This is a genomic window from Microvirga sp. HBU67558, assembly GCF_018069605.1.
In the GTDB taxonomy this organism is placed as follows: Bacteria; Pseudomonadota; Alphaproteobacteria; order Rhizobiales; family Beijerinckiaceae; genus Microvirga; species Microvirga terrae.
Genome location: NZ_JAGPUP010000132.1, coordinates 1 through 320 on the forward strand (window position 1 = coordinate 1; position 320 = coordinate 320).

The following is a 320-nucleotide window of genomic DNA, read 5'->3' on the forward strand; positions in this document are numbered from 1 at the left end:
AGGGACAGCATCAGATCCTCCACCAGGCCCGCAGTGGGCGCCGCGAGCCGTCGAAGCGCCAAGTAAAGTCCTCAACCGCGCAACGCGCCTGATCCCAACAACGTTCCGCCACCACACACTCGAAGAGTGTCGCGCCGTTGCAACCCGCTATGAGAAGACCGCTCGATCCTTCATGGGCGTGCTCTGTCTCGCCGCCACTCTCGACTGGGCCAAGCGCCAACAGGCCGTAGAGTTTTACGTCCAGTCAGAGAGAGTCTGTACCGCCCGCAGTTTTTGAGACACCGGATTGAAGCCTACGCGGCGAGGGCCGCGGATGGAAG

1 pseudogene is annotated in these 320 nt (G+C 62.2%); it reads left to right on the forward strand.

The annotated features are described in order from the left end of the window. Positions 1–118 precede the first annotated feature (118 nt). Positions 119–214 (forward strand): annotated as a pseudogene (locus tag KBI52_RS00535) (IS5/IS1182 family transposase); the annotation flags it as partial. Positions 215–320: the final 106 nt, after the last annotated feature.